Here is a 16,243-nt window from a genome sequence, read left to right as displayed (position 1 = left end):
GTTGGACCCGGCTAGAAAACGATGAGGGAGCGGCCGCCCTTGCCCGCCAGCATGGCGTCGAAGGCGGCCGGAATCCCGTCGAGGGTGATGCGGTCGGTGACCAGGGCACCGAGGTCGAGGCGGCCCGCGCGGACGTGCTCGGCGATCACCGGGAGGTCGCGGGCCGGGTCGCTGTTGCCGTAGACGCAGCCGGTGAGGGTGCGGGCGAAGTGGAAGATCTCCATGGAGTGGAAGGTCACCCGCTGTTCCTTGCCGCCGATGCCGACGACCGTGGTGCGGCCGCCGCGCCGGGTCGACTCCCAGGCGCCCCGGATGGTCTCGGCGCGGCCGACACACTCGACGGCGACGTCGGCTCCTTGACCGCCGGTCAGTGCGCGGATCTGCTGGGCGGTGGTGTCGGAGGCCAGCACGAACTCGGTGGCTCCGGCCGCACGGGCCAGTTCCTCCTTGGCCGGGGACACGTCGACGGCGATGACCGGGCCGGCCTGCGCGATCCGTGCGGCCTGGAGGGCCACCAGGCCGACCCCGCCGACCCCGAAGACGGCCACCGACTCGCCCGGACGGACCTGGGCGCTGTGGTGGACGGCCCCGTAGCCGGTGAGGACGGCGCAGCCGAGGAGGGCGGCCTCGGCGAGCGGGATCCCGGCGGGGGCGGGCAGCACGCAGTTGGCCGCGACGAGGGTCTCCTCGGCGAAGGCGGCCACATTCAGCCCGGGGTGCAGTGGGGTGCCCTGCGCGTCGTGCGCGTAGACGGCCCCGACCCCGGTGAGCGCCGTGGCGCAGAGCCAGACCTCACCGATCGTGCAGTGGTGGCACTCTCCGCAGGACGGGGCCCAGTTGAGCACCACGCCGTCGCCGGGGGCGACGTGGGTGACGCCCTCCCCCACCGCGAGGACCGTGCCCGCGCCCTCGTGGCCGAGGACGGCGGGCACGGGAACCCGCATGGTGCCGTTGCTGAGGGAGAGGTCGGAGTGGCACACGCCGGCTGCGGCGAGCCGCACCCGGACCTGCCCGGGGCCGGGATCCGGCAGCACGATGTCCCGTATCTCCAGCGGGGCTCCGACGGCGGGCAGGACAGCGGCGCGGACCATGGTCGTCATCTCGTCTTTCCGGTACGGGGCGGGTGCGGCAGATCGGGCGGGTAAGGCGGGCCGGGCGGGTACGGCGGGTCGGGCGGAGGGATCAGAACTGCAGGGACTTGGTCTGGAGGTACTCCGCCAGACCGTGCGCGCCCAGCTCGCGGCCGACGCCCGACTGCTTGTAGCCGCCGAAGGGCGCGAGCACGTTGAAGCGGCCGCCGTTGATGTCCACCTGCCCGGTGTCCATCCGGCGCGCGAAGGCCACGGCCGTCGCGTCGTCGGCGGCCCAGACGGCGCCGCCCAAGCCGTAGACGGTGCCGTTGGCGATGCTGAGAGCCTCCTCCTCGTCCTCGTAGCGGAGGATCGACAGCACCGGGCCGAAGATCTCCTCCTGCGCGATGGTCATGTCGGGCGTGACGTCGGCGAACACCGTCGGCGCCACGAAGTACCCCTGCTCCAGCGGTGCGTCGGGCCCGCCGGCGACGAGGCGCGCGCCTTCCTCCAGGCCCTTGGTGATGAAGCCGCGGACGCGCTCGTGCTGCTTGGCGTTGACGACCGGGCCGACGCGGACACCGGCCTCGCGGGGGTCGCCGGTGGGGTAGTCGGCGACGGCGGCGGCCGCGAGCGAGACGGCCTCCTCGTAGTGGTCCCGGTGGACGAGCATGCGGGTCAGCGCGTTGCAGCTCTGGCCGCTGTTGTTCATGACGTGCCCGACGCCTGCCGCGACGGCCTTGACCAGGTCGGCCCCGGGCAGGATGACATTGGCCGATTTGCCGCCCAGTTCGAGCGCGACCCGCTTGACGGCGGCGCCGGCCGTGGCGCCGATCTGCTTGCCGACCGCGGTCGAGCCGGTGAAGGAGACGAGGTCGACTCCCTCGTGCGCGGCGAGGGCCTGGCCGGCGACCGGACCGGTACCGGTCACCAGGTTGAAGACTCCGGCCGGGATGCCCGCCTCGTGCACGGCTTCGGCGAAGAGCTGTGCGGTCAGCGGGGTGTCCTCGGCCGGCTTGAGGACGAGGGTGCAGCCGGCGGCGAGAGCGGGCGCCACCTTTGCAACGACCTGGTGCAGCGGATAGTTCCAGGGCGTGATGGCCGCGACCACCCCGATCGGCTCCAGCAGCACGGTGGAGTTCCCGACCCGCTCCTCGAAGGCGTACGAGGAGGCGAGTTCGGCGTAGGAGGCGGCCACGGCGATCGGCGCTCCGACGTGGACCGCCTTCGAGAAACCGAGCGGGGACCCGAGCTCGGCGGTGATGGTCTCGGTCAGCTCGCCCGTGTGGGCCAGCAGTGCGTCGCGGAGCGCGCCGATCATGGCGGCCCGCTCGGCCGGGGCCGTGGCCGCCCAGCCGGGGAGGGCCGCGCGGGCCGCGCGTACGGCCGCGTCCACGTCCTCTTCGGTGCCGGCCGGGACCTGGGCGATGACCTGGCCGTCGGCCGGGTTCACGACCTCTATCAGATCGCTGCCGGCGGCGGGCCGCCACGCGCCGCCGATGTACATCCCGTCGTGGGCCTTCATGGCATTCCTCCCGAGCACGCACGAGCGCGTAGATCCGACCTCGCGAACACCCTACAAACTAGCGTCGGTAGTTTTTGCCGGCCAGGGGGCACCGGATTTCAGATGATGCCGAAAAGCATCCCCGCCGCGAGGACCACGAGCGAGGTCAGAGCCGCCCATTTCACGGTGAATCGGGTGTGGTCGCCGAACTCGACCTTGGCCATGCCGACGAGGACGTAGACGGCCGGAACCAGTGGGCTCGACATGTGCAGGGCCTGGCCGACGAGCGAGGCACGGGCGATCTCGAGCGGGGAGACCCCATGGGCGGCGCCGGCCTCGGCCAGCACGGGCAGGACGCCGAAGTAGAAGCCGTCGTTGGACATGAAGTAGGTGAGCGGCAGGCTGAGCAGGCCGGTGACCAGTGCCATGTGCGGGCCCATGCCCTCGGGGATGGCGCCGACGAGCCAGTCGGCCATGTGCTTGACCATGCCGGTGCCGGTGAGGACTCCGGTGAAGACGGCCGCGGCGAAGACCATGCCGGCGACGTTCAGGACGTTGTCGGCGTGGGCGGCGATCCGGGCCTTCTGGTCGGGCATGTGCGGGAAGTTGACGGTGAGGGCGAGGGCGGCGCCGAGCAGGAACAGCACCGGGATGGGCAGCAGCTCCATGATCATGGCGGTGAGAAGGGCCACGGTGAGGCCGGCGTTGAACCAGTAGAGACGGGGCCGCAGGGTGGGGCGGTCGGGGTCCAGGCCCTGGAAACCGTCCTCGGGAGCGGGGGCGGAACCGGTCCCGTGCGGGGCGCCGGCGGCCGGACCTGCGGCGGAGGCCTTGGAACCCGCGGAAGCGGTGGCTCCGGCGGACCCCTCGACGGACGTGGACGTCGTCCCGGCGACGGCAGCGACAGCCTCGACGGCCGCAGCGGACGTGCCGGGCGCGGCCGGGACCAGCTCCGCCTCGGCGGCCACCGGCGCCGCCTGACCGGGCAGCACCAGCGTGCCGACCCGTCGGCGCTCCTTCACCCCGAGGACGTACGCCAGGACGAACACGAACAGCAGGCCCACCGCGAGCGCCGGGATCATCGGGACGAAGATGTCGGCGGCGTCGAGCTTGAGTGCGGTGGCGGCGCGCGCGGTCGGACCGCCCCAGGGCAGGGTGTTCATGACGCCGTTGGCCGTGGCCGCGACGCCCGTCATCACCACCAGGCTCAGGCCGAGCCGCTTGTAGAGGGGGTACATGGCCGAGACCGTGATCATGAAGGTGGTCGATCCGTCGCCGTCGAGCGACACGATCGCGGCGAGGACGGCGGTGCCGACCACCACCCGCATCGGGTCCGCCTTGCAGAAGCGCAGGATGCCGCGGACGATCGGGTCGAACAGGCCGACGTCGATCATCACGCCGAAGTAGACGATGGCGAACATCAGCATGGCGGCGGTCGGGGCGAGCTTGCCGACGCCTTCGATGACGTAGTCGCCGAGGTGCGCACCCTTCCCTGCGAACACGCAGAAGAGTGCGGGGATGAGGACGAGCGCCGCGATGGGCGACATTTTCTTCATCATGATCAGGACCAGGAATGTCGCGATCATGGCGAAGCCGAGGAAGGTCAGCATGGGGGGAAGGTAGGTGCCCCCTCGGTACGCCAACAAGACGTCTGCGCGTGAGCAATACGAGCAAAACCCCAGCTCAGGGCAGTGGTGTGAGTTCGACGGGGAAGCCGTTGAGCACCGCCGTGCCGGACAGCCGGTCCATGCGGGTGCCGTCGAGCAGCTGGTTGACGTTCGCGCCGGGCGTCGCGGCGGCCACCGACAGCCGCGAGCCGGCCCGGTCGTGACCCCAGCCGTGCGGAAGGCTCACCACGCCGCTGCGGATGGCGTCGGTGACCTCGACGGGCACCTCCAGGCTCCCGCCGTCGGCGGTGATCCTGGCCTGCCCTCCGTCGACGAGGCCGAGCCGGTCCGCGTCCTGCGGATGGACCTGAAGGGTGCAGCGGTTGGAACCTCCGGTGAGGGCAGGGACGTTGTGCAACCAGCTGTTGTTGGACCGCAGATGGCGGCGGCCCACGAGCACCAGGGCGGCGGGGCGGTCGGCGAGCGCCGCACGCAGCCTGGGGAGCTCGGCCGCGATCTGGTCCGGGAGCAGCTCGATCCTGCCGCTGCGGGTCTTCAGCACGCCCGGGAGCCGGGGCTGCAGCGGGCCGAGGTCGATGCCGTGCGGCGCCTGCCGCAGATCGTCGAGCGTCAGGCCGTACGGGCCGGTGCGCAGCATCAGGTCGAGGCGCCGCTCGGGCCCGGTGCGGCCGGTCAGCCGCCGGGACAGCTCCTGCGGGTCGCCGCCGTGGAGCGGTGAGTGGGGATCGGTGACGGCCCGGGCCAGGCTGTCGGCGATGACGCGCTCGTCGACGGCCTCCGGCGGCGCTCCGTGCAGTCCGGAGACCGCGAGGATCAGGCGCGCGTGGATCTCGCACTCGTCCATGCGCCCGTCCGCCGGCGGGAGAGCGGCGGGCGAATAGCGGGCCTGGTTGCGCACGGCGAACCCGTTGAACGCGAAGTCGAAGTGCGCACTCTGCGAGGGCGGCGGCGGTGGCAGGACGACGTGGGCGTGGCGCGAGGTCTCGTTCAGGTAGGGGTCGACCGAGACCATGAAGTCCAGCCCGGCCAGCGCCCGGTCCAGCCGGTCGCCGTCGGGTGCGGACAGGACCGGGTTGGCGGCGATGGCCAGCAGGACCCGGATCCGCCCGTCACCCGGGGTCTCGATCTCCTCCGCGAGGGCGGCCATGGGCAGCTCGCCCTTGACCTCGGGATGGCCGGCGACCCGGCTCGACCAGCGGCCGAGGGCGAATCCCTTGCCCGGTCCCGGGGGGCGGCCGGCGGGGGCCGTCGCGGACAGCGGGAAGAGGGCTCCGCCCGGCCGGTCGAGGTTGCCGGTGAGGATGTTCAGGACGTCGACCAGCCAGCTCGCGAGCGTGCCGAACTCGACGGTGCAGCTGCCGATCCGGGCGTAGACGGCGGCGGTGGGCGCGGCCGCGAGCTCGCGGGCGAGGGTGCGGATCTCGGCAGCGGTGAGGTCGCATGCGGGTGCGACGGCCTCAGGAGTGAAACTCCCGAGCGCTGCGCCGAGTTCCCCGATGCCGTCGCAGTGTTCCTCCAGCGCTCCGGGGGCGGTGAGCTTCTCCTCGATCAGGGTGTGCGCGAGGGCGGCGAGCAGCAGCGCGTCGCTGCCCGGGCGCGGCGCGAGGTGGCGGTCGGCGAGTGCGGCGGTGCGCGTACGGCGCGGGTCGACGACGACCAGGGTGCCGCCGCGGGCGCGCAGGGCCTTGAGCCGGCCCGGGAAGTCGGGGGCGGTGCACAGGGAGCCGTTGGACTCGACCGGGTTCGCGCCCAGGAGCAGGAGGAAGTCGGTCCGGTCGAGGTCGGGGACCGGGATGGCGAAGGGGTCGCCGAAGAGCAGCCCGCTGGACACGTGCTTGGGCATCTGGTCGAGGGTGCTGGCGGTGAACAGGTTGCGGGTGCCGAGGCTCTTGAGGAGCAGGGGCGGGTAGAGGGCGCCGGCCATGGTGTGGACGTTCGGGTTGCCGAGTACGACCCCGGCCGACTGGGCCCCGTACTCCTGGACCAGGGCGGGGACGGCGGCCGCGATGGCCTCGAAGGCCTCCTCCCAGGTGGCCTCCCGCAACCGGCCGTCGCGGCGGACGAGGGGACCCCGCAACCGGTCGGGGTCGGAGTCGAGCGCTCCGAACGCAGCCCCCTTGGGGCAGATGAAGCCGCGGCTGAAGACGTCCTCGCGGTCGCCGCGGGCTCCGGTGACCGCCCCGTTCGCGAGGGTCAGGGTGAGACCGCAGGTGGCTTCGCAGAGCGGGCAGATACGCAGGGCTGTGCGGGACATGGGCCCTCCAGGGGCGGCGGTCTGCGGCACGGGCACGGGTACGGGCACGCGGAGTGCGTCGAGCATACCGACCGGTACGCATGGAGGGGAGGGGTGTGCGGGACCGAGTGGTTACGGGTGACGGCCGGCACTTCCCCCGGGCCGGACAGAGACAGCGGCAACGGAGCCGGAACCGGGGCCGGGGCCGGGGCCGGAAGGGGTCAGTCCAGCACGCGGGCCAGGTACGCGTGCATCATCGCCCGGGTCTCGGCGACGATGCCGGGATCCCCGGCCGGGTCGGCCCGGAAGGCGAGTTGTATCAGCGCGTCGGTGGCCTCGACCGCGACGAGGACGGCCCGCTCCAGGGTGGCGTCCGGGGTCAGGGCGAGATGGGCGGAGAGCAGCTCCGTCAGCCGGTCGGCGACCTGATGGTTGGGATCCGCCTCAGGCCCCTCGGCCGGAGGCGCGGGCACGCCGAAGTCGACGAGCGCGAAGCCGGGAACGCTGCGCTTCATGGCCAGGTACTCGTCCAGTACCGCGTCCACGACGGGCCGCCAGTGGGTGGCCGGGAGGTCGGCGAGCCGGTCCGCGATGCCGTCGACATAGCGGTCCAGGTTGCGGTGGGCGAGGGCGATGGCCATGGCCCGCTTGTTGCCGAAGAAACGGTAGACGGAACCGATCGGCACGCCGGCACGCTGGGCCACGGCGCGGGTGCTGAGGTTGTCGTACCCGGTCTCGTCCAGCAGCTCGGCGCAGGCGTCGAGGATCCGGGCGAGCCGGTCGGCGCTGCGCTGCTGGACGGGCGTTCGGCGCAGGGAGTGGGCGGGAGGCACGGGGTCCATCATGCCGCTCCTCGCTTCTCGGTTCCGTGGGGGGATCAGTTCAGCAGAAGGCTGAGCCCTCCGACGGTGTAAGTGATCATCAGCACCAGCAGCGGCAGTTGTCCGGCCACCGCCTTCGCGGGCGGGAAAAGTCGCACGGACCGGTCGTGGGCCGCGACGACGCCGAGGACGTGACCGGTGACGACGGCGACGACCTGGAGGGCGGCGAGGCCGCCGGGACCGAGCGGCGGCACGGGTTCGGGGGCGTTGTCAGTGCCGAGTGCCATGCTTACTGTGCGTGGCCCTTCGACTACCAGGAGGGAGAAGTAGTGGGCGGTGAGATAGCCGAGCGCGATCGGTACGAGTGAGTGCGCGAAGGCGGTCAACGGGCCGGGGTGCGGGCCGCTGACGAGGCGGGTGGCGGCGGCGCAGAGGCAGTAGAGGGCGGCGACGAGGGCGATGGAACCGAGCAGTCCGAGTGTGGCCGTGGGGATGCGGCCGAGGGGGGAGGTCTGTATGGCGTTGATCCACGAGGGGTTGTCGGAGAAGCCGTCGTAGGCGGTGGAGCCGAGCAGGACGCAGACGGTGGCGACGAGTCCGGGCCGCTCGGGTGTCGCGTCGAGTCCGTGGAAGGGGTTACGGAGAACCAGGCGGCCGTCGCTGCGACGGCCGAGGGGGGCGAGCCGCGCGAGGAGGGCGGAGTACGCCTCGAAGGCGTCGCCGTCGTCGAACCAGCGCTCGCCGAAGCGGGCGGCGAGCAGGAGTTGGGCGGTGGCGTAGGCGGTGACGGCGACCAGGAGGGTGGTGGTGGATGCGGGATCAGGAGCGACGAGTTCGAGCCAGGTGAAACCGAACAGTCCGGCGGCGGCGGGCCACTGACCGAGCCGGGCGGGAAGGGGGCGGCCGGAGCCGCGGCGGGGCAGGGCGCGGGAGAGCAGGCGGTGCAGGGTGCGGAGCGGGTTGAGCAGGCGCCAGACGGGGCCGAGGAGGAGGGAGGCGGGCACGAGTCCGACCCAGAGGAGGACGTAGACGGCGCCGGGAGCGGGGTTGAGCGCGGGGTCGTCGGGACCGAGGAGGAGGTGGAGCAGGACGGCCGCCGCGGCGGCGAGACCCAGTCCGCGCAGGACGGTTCGGGTGGTGGGCGCGTCCGCCACCCGCTGGAGGGCGGCGGGCAGGGCGAGGCCCGAGCGCGCTCCGCGGAAGCGGGAGGTGGACCAGAGCAGGCCGAGTGCGAGAAAGGAGACGAACAGCGCGGCGAAGGCGCCGGCGAAGGCGTAGAAGGGAGAGATCGGCAGATCGTGCTGGGACCCGATCCCGTGCGCGAGCGAGGTGAGCGGATCGGCCGGGTGAAGGACCACGCCCTGGCCGTGGGCCCCCTCGCCGGCGCTTGGGGCGAGATCCGGCCCGAGCGGGCTCACCGTCTCCCCGCCCTGGGCGACGTCCCGTCGGCGACACGACCCCGCCGCCCGGCCTTCGGCCCGGGTCCGGGCGGCCGGGGCGGGACGCCGCCCGCGAACGCGGGCGGGACACCAGGCCGTGCGGGCCGGGGCGCGGTCCCAGTCCCAGGACCCGGTACGGGTCCGGGTCCAGGGCCCGGTACGGGTCCAGGGCCCGGTACGGGTCCAAGGCCCGGTACGGGTCCAAGGCCCGGTACGGGTCCAAGGCCCGGTACGGGTCCAAGGCCCGGTACGGGTCCAAGGCCCGGTACGGGTCCAAGGCCCGGTACGGGTCCAAGGCCCGGTACGGGTCCAAGGCCCGGTACGGGTCCAAGGCCCGGTACGGGTCCAAGGCCCGGTACGGGTCCAAGGCCCGGTACGGGTCCAAGGCCCGGTACGGGTCCAGGGCCCGGTACGGGTCCAAGGCCCGGTACGGGTCCAGGGCCCGGTACGGGTCCAGGGCCAAACGCAGGGCCCTGTACGGGCACAGGACCCGGTACGGGCACAGGACCCGGTGTCGGCTGGGCTGCGGGCCGAGGCGTCAGCCCGGGCTCAGCTGTGAGCAGGGGGCTGGGTTCGGGGCGGGGTGGGGTCATCGGACGAGGAGTTGGGTCAGGACGAGGCTGGACTCGTGGGTCTCGACCTCGAAGAGGCCCGTGCGGTCGGCCGTCAGGATCAGGGTGGCCTCCTGGCCTGCAGGCAGGGCGAGTTCCTTGTCGTAGCCGTGGACGTGCAGGGTGTCCGCGCGGTCGCTCGTGACGCGCAGGGCCACGCGTTCTCCGCGCCGCAGCTCGGTGCGGGCGGGGGCCGGGCTGACCTTGCCGTCCCGGACGGTGATGGCGACCGTGCGGTCGGCCTGCTCCGGCTCCGGGGTCCGGCCCGGCGGCGGGGTGTCCCCGTGGCTGTGGCCGCCCGGCCCGCCCGGGGCGGTGGCGGTGAGCTGGGCCGTGCCCTCGACCGGCTTGCCCGAGACCGCCCAGGCGGTGTGGTCGTCGGCGTAGAGGCGGACGGTCAGGGTGTGCGCGCCCTCGGGGACCTGCGCCGCCGGCAGGTGGAACCAGGGGCCGTACAGCCGGGCCAGCTTGCGGCCGTCGAGCTCCAGGTGGGCGTGGCCCGCGCCCGGGAGGGCGGCGCCGCCGGTGCTGTCCGGGGTGAAGCGGTAGTTCGTCGCGGCCAGTTGGAGGTTCCAGCCGTCCTCCGAGTCCGGGCGGACGGTCAGCCGGACCTCCGGCGCACCCTGGGCCGGGACCTCGCGGAGCCGGTGGCCGGTGGCGTCGGTGGCCGTGAGCAGGGTGCCCACGCCGCCGGAGGCCTGCTCGTGGCTGGTGCCGGGCTTGTGGTGGGTGGTGGCCCGCCCGCCGCAGCCCGTCGCCGCGCCGCCCGCGAGCAGCAGGGCGAGGGCGAGCAGGGCCGTGGCGCGGGCGGTCCGGCGGAGCCTGCGCGCCGCGCGGGGCGGCGTACCGCAGGCGTCGCACCGGTTGTCGTCGTCGGGCCGGTCGGTCACGGCTGGCCTCCTGTGGTCGGGGCGGCGTGGGCGGGGGTCACGGCGCGGGGTCCGGGGTCGTCGGGGTCACCTGGGTCGCCGGGGGCTCGGGGGCGGCCGCGCTCAGCGCCGGTGCGGGGTCGGAGGGGACCGGGGCGCGGTCGCCCGCAGGGTCGCCGCCCGGGCCGGACGGGCGGGCCGGGGTGCCCGGGCGGGCCGAGGCCACCACCGCCCACAGGACCCAGATCACGGCGACCAGGGCGCGTACCCAGGCGGGGCTCAGAGGGGTCCAGGGGATCATCAGGACGGCCTTGTCGAAGGCGTCCAGCAGGGTGAGCCCGGCCAGCAGCAGGGTCAGGCGGGCCAGCCAGGGGCGGGTGGGGCGCAGGACCAGGCCGGCGCCCGTCCACCACAGGCCGAGCAGGAGGAGGGCGAGTGCCGGGACGAAGGTGGCGGTCAGGGGCATGGTGGAGCCCGCCACGTCCAGGACCAGACCCGCCAGCCCGGCCAGCGTGGCGGCCGTGCCCAGCCGGGAGCCGCGCAGGCGGCGCCACCACAGGACGCTGCCGACGAGCAGCAGCACCGCGGCCACGGCCAGCGCGAGCTGGGTCTCCACCCGCTCCAGTCCGCGCGCGCCGTACCAGTCGCAGCCGGACGGGAGTTTGCGCGCCTGGACGTTGTAGTCCGCGCAGACGAGGAGTTGGGCCAGCTTGACCGGTTCGCCGACCAGGCGGGCGGACGCCCCCGAGACCTCGCCCCGGCGGTCGCCGCACTGCGGGACCGCGCCGGGGGTGGAGCCGTCGGGTCCGTCCTGCCAGCAGTTGGCGCGCCCCTGGCCGTCCCACCACACGTCCATGCCGTTGGGGTGGGCGGCGCCGGACTTGTCCTTGCCCATGACGTTCCCGGCGTACCGGTTGTGGTGGGAGGTGTCGGTCTGCTTCGACCACGCCTCCTCACCGCGGATGAAGGCGGGGACCGCGCTGAGGAAGAAGCCCGCGCGCCGGTGCCCGTACACCCAGTTGTTCTCGTAGAGGTTCCAGTTGCCGCCCGCGGTGATGATGCCGGTGCCCGGCGGCATGGAGATCTGCGGGCAGACCACGCCCCGCTCGTAGCCGCGTTCGATCGGCGGTTTGGCGCAGGTGCCGTCGGCGACGAACCCGTAGTAGTCCTGGTTGTTGTCGTGGATCAGGTTCCGCTCGAACTTGGCGTGGTTCTGAGGGAGTCCGGGGTGGCCGGGGAAGGCGCTGTCCATCGAGGCGCCGCCCATGTTCTGGTCGAACTCGTTGTCGTGCACCCACACCGAGTCGCCCGCGGTGCCGGAGTAGCCGACCATGTTGTGGTGGCTGCGGCAGCCGGTGATCTCGATGGAGTACCGGGGGACCTCGTAGCCGCGGCCGTCGTTGATGTTCGAGGCGCTGCCCGGGTAGATGCCGGAGTCGCCGTTCCCGTAGGACTCGCAGTTCTTGTAGAGCCCGTGGTCGCTGGCGAAGGTCAGGAAACCGTACTCGTCGTTCCAGCGGGTCAGCACGTCGTCGATGACGAAGCCGTCGCCCGCGAGCACGTACAGCGAGTTGAAGGTGGTGCGCTGGGCGGTGAAGTTGCGGAAGTAGACGCCGTCGGACCTGTCCGCGCGGATGGCGTTCAGCTTCTGGTACTTGGCGTCGACGACGACGTCGAGCCGTGACGCGCCCGTGCCCTCGATCTGCAGGTTCGTCTTGCCGAGGATGGCGACGAGGTTCTGGTTGTGCCGGCACTGCACCTGCTGCTCGTAGGACAGGATCTGGTACCCGAGCGAGGACTGGGGGGCCTTGAGCGCGGCGCACTCCCCCGTCGGCGCGGGGAGCGAGGGCTCCTCCTCGTACAGGCCGGGGAGGATCGCGATGTTCATCCCGGGCCGGTCGACGGCGTCGACGGCCTCCTGCAGGTGCCGGTAGCCGCTCTTCTCGCACCGCTCGTACAGGGCGAGGTTGCGCTGCCTGAGCTCGTCGGGGAAGGCGGATATCCGGCGTTCGAAGGCGGGCCGGTCGGTTTTGCAGACGATCAGGTCGGGCTCCGCCGTGCGGTACTCGGGTACCGATCCGGAGCCGTCCGGGAGGGTGATCGGGCGCTCCTCGTGTGCGCTGGCGGCGGGCGCCGCGACGAGGAGGGAGAGGAGGGCGAGAAGGGCGGCGAGGAGCGCCGCCGGCACGGCAGGGAACCTGCGGGTCCACGACATGCGCGTGAGAGTAGAGCAATGTTCATCTTTTGGGATCCCCCTCGACCGAATCCGTGTTCCGGCAGCTCCGTCCGCACACCCGTCGCCCCCTACACCATTTCCGGCCTTTCCCGCCGATCTCCGGACCGGGCACGGGCCCGCCGTTGACGTGCGAGCCACGGAATCCTACTGTCGACCATAGGATTCCTTCGACGGAGCGGGAGCAGCACATGAGCGAGCAGGCCAGGAAGACGGCAGAGGCACTGGAGTACCTCACCGGCTTCGGCAACGAGCACAGCTCGGAGGCCGTCCCCGGCGCACTGCCGATCGGCCGGAACTCGCCCCAGCGCGCACCCCTCGGCCTCTACGCCGAGCAGCTCAGCGGCAGCGCCTTCACCGAGCCCCGCACCCACAACCGGCGCTCCTGGCTCTACCGGATCCGCCCGTCGGCCGCGCACCCGCCCTTCACCCGGATCGACAACGGGGCCCTGCGTTCCGCGCCCTTCACCGAGTCCGTGGCGGACCCGAACCGGCTCCGCTGGAACCCGCTGCCCGACCCGGCCCCCGGCACCGACTTCCTCGCCGGCCTGTGGACCCTCGGCGGCAACGGCGACGCCGCCCAGCGCGCCGGCATGGCCATCCACCTCTACGCCGCCAACGCCGACATGACCGACCGGGTGTTCAGCGACTCCGACGGCGAGCTGCTGATCGTTCCCGAGCGCGGCGGACTGCTCCTGCGCACCGAGCTGGGCCTGCTCGCCGCCCGCCCGGGCGACATGGCCCTCATCCCCCGCGGCGTCCGCTTCCGCGTCGAGCTGCTCGACGCCGACGCCCGCGGCTACATCTGCGAGAACTACGGCCAGCCCTTCGAGCTGCCGAACCTGGGCCCGATCGGCGCCAACGGCCTCGCCGCCGCGCGGGACTTCCAGGCCCCCGTCGCCGCGTACGAGGACAGCGAGCGCCCCACCGAGGTGATCAACAAGTTCTGCGGCAACCTCTGGGCCACCACCTACGACCACTCGCCGCTCGACGTGGTCGCCTGGCACGGCAGCCACGTCCCGTACGTGTACGACATGCGCCGCTTCAACGTCCTGGGTTCGATCAGCTACGACCACCCCGACCCGTCGATCTTCACTGTGCTGACCTCGCCCTCCGACACCCCGGGGCTGGCGGGCGTGGACTTCGTGGTCTTCGCCCCGCGCTGGCTGGTCGGCGAGGACACCTTCCGTCCGCCCTACTTCCACCGCAACGTGATGAGCGAGTACATGGGCCTCATCGAGGGGGCCTACGACGCCAAGGCCGAGGGCTTCGTCCCCGGCGGCGGCTCGCTCCACAACATGATGTCCGCGCACGGACCCGACCACGAGACCTTCGAGCGGGCGAGTGCGGCCGAGCTGAAGCCGCAGAAGATCGACGACGGCCTGGCCTTCATGTTCGAGACCCGCTGGCCGATCACCGCCACCGCACAGGCGGCCGGCGCCGATCACCTCCAGCGCGGCTACGACGACGTGTGGCAGGGTCTGCAGCGCCACTTCCGCGCCTGACCTGCACTGCATACGCTGCATGCGCCGTACCGGTACCCGTACCCGTACGCTGCATGCCCCGCACGCCACCCCTGTCCAGCCTTCGGAGATCCACCCGTGACCGCCTTCGCCCCCGACTCGCTGGTACTGAACCGGAAGCTGCCGCTCTGGTACCAGGTGTCGCAGTCACTGCGCGCCTCGATACTGGGGCGCACCCCGGACGCCTCGCTGCGCCTGCCCACCGAGGAGCAGCTGGCCGGACACTACGGGGTGAGCGTGCTGACCATGCGGCAGGCGCTCAAGGAGCTGGAGGGCGAGGGCCTGATCAGCCGGCACCGGCGGCGCGGCACCTTCATCGAGCCGGGCGCGCTGCGCAGCACCCCGGTCCGGCTGCTGGGCTCGGTCGACGCGATCGTGGCCCAGCAGTCGGGCGACCGCACGACGATCCTCGGGCACGGCCGCACGGCCGTGTCCGGGGAGCTGCTGGAGCACTTCCCGGACACGGCCGAGGTGGTCACGTACCGCCGCCTGCGCCACGACCGGGAGAGCGGCGAGCCGACGAACTGGGCGGAGAACGCCGTCCTCCCGGAGTTCGCCGAGGCGGTGGATCTCGCCGATCTCGAACGCTGGCCGATGACGAAGGTCCTGCGGGACGTCGTGGGGGTCCGCATCAGCCGGATCACGGACACGGTGGAGGCCCGGCTGGCCGACCCGGAGACGGCCGAGCTGCTCCAGGTGCCGTTGCTGAGCCCGATCCTGCACTACACGGGCGTCACGTACGACGAGGACGGCCGGGTGGTGGACGTGGCCCGGATCCGCTACCGGGGCGACCGGTTCTCCTTCACCGTGACGGTCGACGCGCACTGACGCCGCTCCTGCGGCGCCCCTGCGACTGCGCGCGACTACTTCTCGTCGTCCTCCCTGGTGCGTTCGCCCTCCGCCTGGGACGGCGTGGTCCGCATCGTCTGGGGGTGCCGCTGCTTGCGCTGGACCTCGTCCATGTCCTCGTCGAGGCGCTCGCCCTCGGCCTGTGACGGGGTCGTGTATTCGTCGTACTGGCTCATGACCGCCTCCTCGGTCGATACCGTACGTATGCGTACATAAGGAGCCTAGCTCTTCGGCCTGGACGTAGCCCGGCCATCGGATCCCGTCGCTACCATCGGCGGCGTGAGCGAAGACGTACCGCTGATCGAGGATCTGATGCCCTGGTCCGTGGGCGGCCTGCGCCTGGGCCGGGACTGGGTGGCCGCACCCGATCCGGCGGCCCTGCGCGCCCGCTGGGCCGCCCTGACCGGCTCCGAAGGCGCCGAGCGGGAGCGGCTGTTCCGCCCGAGCCGCAGCCGCGGGCCCGACGCCGGCGCGGCCGCCCTGCCGGGGCAGCGCTCGGCGGCCACGGCCCGTTTCGCCGACGCCCCGGGCCCCTGCCCCGACCCCGTACGGGTACTCCGCGAGCCCTTCGACGAGCAGTGGCTGCTGCCCGACCAGCGGCTCATCGACGCGGCCCGCCCCGAGCTCTGGCGGGTGCGGGACGAGCACCAGCTGTTCCTCGTCGAAACCCCCGATCCGCTGGTCACCGCGCACCTCCCGGTCGGCCGCCTCGGCCGGATCCGCCCCCTGCACCGGCGCCCCGGCGGCGCCGAGCCGAATCTCGCACCCGGTCTGCTGTCCCTGCTCGGTGCGCGCCACGGCGGCCGGGTCACCCCCGAGGACGTCCTGTGCTGGATCCTCGCGGCGGGCCGCCCGGGCCCGCGCGGGTACGAGGTCCCGCTCGCCACCGGCTCCGAGCAGTGGCGGGCCGGGCTGGAGCTGGGGCACCGGCTGCTGAGCGTGCAGCTGCGCGGCGCGCGCGGCGGTGAGCCGCCGCGGCTGCCCGGCGGGCGCCGGCCGTACGTGCGCTCGGCGGTCGCGGGCTGGCCGCGGGAGCTCGCGTACGACGCCGCGAGCGAGACGCTGAGCCTCGGGAGCGGAACGGTCTCCCCCGTGCCGGCCGGGGCCTGGGAGTACGAGGCGCAGGGCGTGCGGGTGCTCCCGGCCTGGTTCGCCGCCCGCACCGCACACCGGGGTGCGGACGCCGACAGTCTGGCCGCGCTCGGGCCGGCCGAGTGGCCGCAGAGCTGGACCTCGGAGCTGCTCGCGCTGGTGACCACGCTGGCGCTGCTGGCCGAACTGGCCCCGGAGCGGGCCGCGTTCGAGACCGGGCCGGCGCTGTCGGCGGAGGCGCTGCGCGCGGCCGGGGTGCTGCCGCCGCCGGCCTGGGCCCGGCGCCCGGCTTCGGTGCTGGACCACCAGGAGGAGGGCCCGGGCGGGCAGTTCGCCCTCCTCTGACGATCCGAGGAGGGCGGGCCGAAGGC

13 protein-coding genes are annotated in these 16,243 nt (G+C 73.1%); 4 read left to right on the top strand and 9 right to left on the bottom strand.

The window, feature by feature from the left end:
* Nucleotides 1-11: 11 nt before the first annotated feature.
* From KO717_RS28335 to KO717_RS28310, 6 genes are all read right to left on the bottom strand, one after another.
* Nucleotides 12-1,091, bottom strand: a complete 1,080-nt coding sequence (locus KO717_RS28335; RefSeq protein ID WP_301374827.1) for a Zn-dependent alcohol dehydrogenase — start codon at nt 1,089-1,091, stop codon at nt 12-14.
* A 91-nt stretch (nt 1,092-1,182) separates the two neighbouring features.
* Nucleotides 1,183-2,595, bottom strand: a complete 1,413-nt coding sequence (locus KO717_RS28330; protein ID WP_301372137.1) for an aldehyde dehydrogenase family protein — start codon at nt 2,593-2,595, stop codon at nt 1,183-1,185.
* A gap of 98 nt (nt 2,596-2,693) precedes the next feature.
* Nucleotides 2,694-4,184 carry a CitMHS family transporter gene (locus KO717_RS28325; protein ID WP_301372136.1) on the bottom strand — a complete coding sequence of 497 codons (1,491 nt, stop codon included), beginning with the start codon at nt 4,182-4,184 and terminating at the stop codon, nt 2,694-2,696.
* A gap of 73 nt (nt 4,185-4,257) precedes the next feature.
* Complete coding sequence (locus KO717_RS28320; protein WP_301372135.1) at nt 4,258-6,456, bottom strand: molybdopterin oxidoreductase family protein; 2,199 nt, start codon at nt 6,454-6,456, stop codon at nt 4,258-4,260.
* 200 nt (nt 6,457-6,656) lie between these two features.
* A complete protein-coding gene (locus KO717_RS28315; RefSeq protein ID WP_301374826.1) occupies nt 6,657-7,277 on the bottom strand; it encodes a TetR/AcrR family transcriptional regulator in 621 nt (206 codons plus the stop codon).
* Between the two features lie 35 nt (nt 7,278-7,312).
* Entirely contained in the window at nt 7,313-8,614 is a 1,302-nt protein-coding gene (locus KO717_RS28310; protein ID WP_301372134.1) for a hypothetical protein, read from the bottom strand.
* A 178-nt stretch (nt 8,615-8,792) separates the two neighbouring features.
* On the opposite strand from KO717_RS28310, the gene KO717_RS37375 reads away from it, so the two are divergent.
* Complete coding sequence (locus tag KO717_RS37375; RefSeq protein ID WP_367401546.1) at nt 8,793-9,254, top strand: polymer-forming cytoskeletal protein; 462 nt, start codon at nt 8,793-8,795, stop codon at nt 9,252-9,254.
* Nucleotides 9,255-9,284: 30 nt separating this feature from the next.
* Here the strand turns inward: KO717_RS37375 and KO717_RS28305 are convergent, their stop codons facing one another.
* Entirely contained in the window at nt 9,285-10,100 is an 816-nt protein-coding gene (locus KO717_RS28305) for a hypothetical protein (RefSeq protein ID WP_301374825.1), read from the bottom strand.
* A 133-nt stretch (nt 10,101-10,233) separates the two neighbouring features.
* Entirely contained in the window at nt 10,234-12,390 is a 2,157-nt protein-coding gene (locus KO717_RS28300) for a right-handed parallel beta-helix repeat-containing protein (RefSeq protein ID WP_301372133.1), read from the bottom strand.
* A gap of 209 nt (nt 12,391-12,599) precedes the next feature.
* Between KO717_RS28300 and hmgA the strand changes: the two genes are divergently transcribed.
* Together hmgA and KO717_RS28290 are read left to right on the top strand one after the other, a co-directional pair.
* Nucleotides 12,600-13,913, top strand: a complete 1,314-nt coding sequence (gene hmgA / locus KO717_RS28295; protein ID WP_301372132.1) for a homogentisate 1,2-dioxygenase — start codon at nt 12,600-12,602, stop codon at nt 13,911-13,913.
* Nucleotides 13,914-14,009: 96 nt separating this feature from the next.
* Nucleotides 14,010-14,759, top strand: coding sequence for a GntR family transcriptional regulator (locus KO717_RS28290; RefSeq protein ID WP_109780966.1), 750 nt, complete (start codon nt 14,010-14,012; stop codon nt 14,757-14,759).
* A 35-nt stretch (nt 14,760-14,794) separates the two neighbouring features.
* Here KO717_RS28290 and KO717_RS28285 read toward each other — a convergent pair whose 3' ends face one another.
* The gene (locus KO717_RS28285; protein ID WP_266598284.1) at nt 14,795-14,956 is read right to left on the bottom strand and encodes a hypothetical protein; all 162 of its coding nucleotides are present in this window, start codon (nt 14,954-14,956) and stop codon (nt 14,795-14,797) included.
* Nucleotides 14,957-15,092: 136 nt separating this feature from the next.
* Between KO717_RS28285 and KO717_RS28280 the strand changes: the two genes are divergently transcribed.
* Nucleotides 15,093-16,217, top strand: coding sequence for a type ISP restriction/modification enzyme (locus KO717_RS28280; RefSeq protein WP_301374823.1), 1,125 nt, complete (start codon nt 15,093-15,095; stop codon nt 16,215-16,217).
* Nucleotides 16,218-16,243: the final 26 nt, after the last annotated feature.

This window comes from Streptomyces xanthophaeus (assembly GCF_030440515.1).
Taxonomy (GTDB): domain Bacteria; phylum Actinomycetota; class Actinomycetes; order Streptomycetales; family Streptomycetaceae; genus Streptomyces; species Streptomyces kutzneri.
Note: the sequence above shows the minus strand (reverse complement) of the source record. Positions and strands in the feature narration are given on the sequence as shown.

Coding starts and splice junctions, on each gene's coding strand:
- KO717_RS28335 (WP_301374827.1), bottom strand. CDS start 1,091: ATGGTCCGCGCCGCTGTCCTGCCCGCCGTCGGAGCCCCGCTGGAGATA.
- KO717_RS28330 (WP_301372137.1), bottom strand. CDS start 2,595: ATGAAGGCCCACGACGGGATGTACATCGGCGGCGCGTGGCGGCCCGCC.
- KO717_RS28325 (WP_301372136.1), bottom strand. CDS start 4,184: ATGCTGACCTTCCTCGGCTTCGCCATGATCGCGACATTCCTGGTCCTG.
- KO717_RS28320 (WP_301372135.1), bottom strand. CDS start 6,456: ATGTCCCGCACAGCCCTGCGTATCTGCCCGCTCTGCGAAGCCACCTGC.
- KO717_RS28315 (WP_301374826.1), bottom strand. CDS start 7,277: ATGGACCCCGTGCCTCCCGCCCACTCCCTGCGCCGAACGCCCGTCCAG.
- KO717_RS28300 (WP_301372133.1), bottom strand. CDS start 12,390: ATGTCGTGGACCCGCAGGTTCCCTGCCGTGCCGGCGGCGCTCCTCGCC.
- hmgA (WP_301372132.1), top strand. CDS start 12,600: ATGAGCGAGCAGGCCAGGAAGACGGCAGAGGCACTGGAGTACCTCACC.
- KO717_RS28285 (WP_266598284.1), bottom strand. CDS start 14,956: ATGAGCCAGTACGACGAATACACGACCCCGTCACAGGCCGAGGGCGAG.
- KO717_RS28280 (WP_301374823.1), top strand. CDS start 15,093: ATGCCCTGGTCCGTGGGCGGCCTGCGCCTGGGCCGGGACTGGGTGGCC.